The sequence below is a fragment of the Parabacteroides sp. CAG:2 genome, assembly GCF_000436315.1.
Classification (GTDB): Bacteria; Bacteroidota; Bacteroidia; order Bacteroidales; family Tannerellaceae; genus Parabacteroides; species Parabacteroides distasonis.
This window is the reverse complement of the sequence record NZ_FR885325.1, coordinates 1-2411: the sequence shown is the minus strand read 5'-3', so window position 1 is coordinate 2411 and position 2411 is coordinate 1. Positions and strand designations below refer to the sequence as shown.

Annotated in this window: 3 protein-coding genes and 2 pseudogenes; all 5 read right to left on the bottom strand. The window is 43.8% G+C overall.

Annotated elements, in window-relative coordinates:
• Positions 1-131: 131 nt before the first annotated feature.
• A pseudogene (locus tag QVP94_RS19360) lies at positions 132-548 on the bottom strand (D-Ala-D-Ala carboxypeptidase family metallohydrolase).
• A 21-nt stretch (positions 549-569) separates the two neighbouring features.
• Positions 570-764 (bottom strand): hypothetical protein, encoded by a 195-nt coding sequence (locus tag QVP94_RS15750; RefSeq protein WP_008781017.1) that lies wholly within the window; start codon positions 762-764, stop codon positions 570-572.
• Positions 754-1197, bottom strand: a complete 444-nt coding sequence (locus tag QVP94_RS15745; RefSeq protein ID WP_005855355.1) for an HU family DNA-binding protein — start codon at positions 1195-1197, stop codon at positions 754-756. The genes QVP94_RS15750 and QVP94_RS15745 overlap by 11 nt, the downstream gene beginning before the upstream one ends.
• A 200-nt stretch (positions 1198-1397) precedes the next feature.
• Positions 1398-1856: a hypothetical protein gene (locus tag QVP94_RS15740; protein ID WP_288213299.1), complete on the bottom strand. Its 459-nt coding sequence runs from the start codon at positions 1854-1856 to the stop codon at positions 1398-1400.
• 417 nt (positions 1857-2273) lie between these two features.
• Positions 2274-2411 (bottom strand): annotated as a pseudogene (locus QVP94_RS19355) (polysaccharide biosynthesis protein); the annotation flags it as partial.

The following is a 2411-nucleotide window of genomic DNA, read 5'->3' as shown; positions in this document are numbered from 1 at the left end:
AAACATACGGTCCAAATTTATCGGGCATTATTTTTTAGTTTTTTTTTCAAGGCTTAACAAGTTATATAATGTACGTACGATAAAACACAATATATAGTATCCTTTTTTCCAAAATCCACTCATACCCCCTCCTATTTAAATAAAATCTGTTTTCTGTTCACCCCTTGTTTTTTTAATGAAAGATGTATGAATCCCTTCGTACGATAAAGGATCGCCTGATCAAAATTCAGGCGGCTTGCCACCAAGTCCTCCAATAGTCGGTTGCGGTCCACCGTGTAAATGTCTACCGCCTCCCCCTTCATATGTTGCGAGCTAGGGGCACCTCCCACCAATCGGTTTAACTCTTCGCTTCGATAGCCACTCATGATATACATAGGCTATCGATGATATATACGCAAAGGTTCCAACAACCGCACCATTAGATTCCGTATCGCCGGTATTACCTCCGAAGGCAACGCATTATTAAGTCCAAGTTCCACCGCCATCGCACTATAAACAAACTCGTCCATACGAAAATGCTCTGTCAATCTCTTCTCATCCTTTTCCATCTTAACTCAAATTTTCAATTTTCAATCCTTAATTTTCAATTTATAAGAGTAGTCCACCCCAAACAGCGCGCCGGCAAACGTGCAGATCTCCCCAAATGTGACCAGTACGCTGTTATCTATCTCACCGGAAGGAGCCACCCAAAAACCACAGAACACTAAGGTAAGGCCGGCCACGCAAAGTAGCACGACCATTACCAGTTGCACGTTAAATCTCACTCAGGCTATCACTATCAGAGCCACCAGCCTCCGCGGTGGTACCATCTTGGGAGATCCGTGAGTACTCCAGTGTCTTCTTCGTATCCTTCAACTCACCTCCCGGAGTGAAAATGATACGCAGCGGGCGCAGCATACTCGAATTGAAATCCTTTTTATCTGTTACACCATCACTGCTCACCGAGATCCGAAAACTCCCGAAATCGCCGAGCCTTACGATACGCCCCTCCTGAAGCTCCATATCCAACACGAAATTAAGGTTATCCAATACCGCCTTCACATCTGCCGACGACACCGTACTACGTGCCGAGATCAACTTACATAGCGTTTTCATACTAGAGGTACCATTCGTTTTCGACACCGCATAAAACTTTTTCTCTGAATCCTTCTCGCCCGGCTTCGACGGACGCAACACCAACTTAAAACCTTGTGCCATATCTTTTAATTTTTATGGTTATATACCCCTTATGGAGCACGACACAAAGGTAAGATGGCCCAGAAGAGACGAACGTTCGTAGTTTTATCCATCAAACAAGTAATATTCAACTAATTAAAAATAAAAAAAACCAAAAATACCTCTTTTCAAAGACAATAAAAACCTGCTATTCTTAACTAACATTCAAATCCATATCTCTTTTAAAACTCATCCGTCACCTCCCTCTTTCCAGCGAGCACCAAGACTGCTTCCGCAGAATGCCCCACCTCTCGCAAATGAGAAGCCAAGCCACGCACCGAGCCCGGATAATCAAACCCCATCAACAGGCAAGAGGCTATTTCCAAGGAGGAAGGGGGAGTCTCACGATCCGTAAACTCCACAAGCTTCACTAGCTCCAACAAGAGTTCCGGACGAAATGGGGAATACAACAAATCACCACGCACCGTATACTTACGTATATAACACCGTTCGCACTCCCGGTCATGCTCCATATACTTCCGGATAAATTTACGGTACGCCCCGGGCATCTTCCTATAATAATCTCCATATCCCAAACTACACACATCCATTTTCCAAGACTCCCGCTCATCCGGCCCCAACGTTACCAAGAACGCGTCAAAATTCTTCACCGTGGGCTTATGCCCCAATCTCTCTCTCAAACGCTCATAGATCTTTTTCATCATGCGAACGCAGGGGGAATGTTTATCCCTGCGCCGCATATGGCCGGACACCGTACTTACATACGGATTTTCAAATACATATATAAAAACAGAACCAGCCTTCTAAATCCCTTTACGGGAAAAGAAGACCGGTACAAAACCTTGACCTTATATCGATTCTACAAAATCTCTATCATCCTATCTTTTCATCACAAAACCCACATGGTTCCTTCTCTTTTCTTGCAAATGCCTCTGGGGAGGCTCTTCTTTTTTGACGCTATATTTAAATCAACATTAATAGCATAGGCCCTCACGGATAAATCCATAAAAGCCTCAAAGACATCGAAGACGATTAAACAACTGAATATCATTTATATAATACTATTATTTTAAGCGCAATTTACTTTTTATTTCGCTCTATTCATCCAACACCTCATATTTAGAATGCTGGCTCTTGAACTCAGGAACGATCTCCTTCATCCGCTTCACGATCCGCATATCCCCCTCCACGGCACAAACACGTACCAAGGCATCAATCCGCAGATTGGCGTCAGC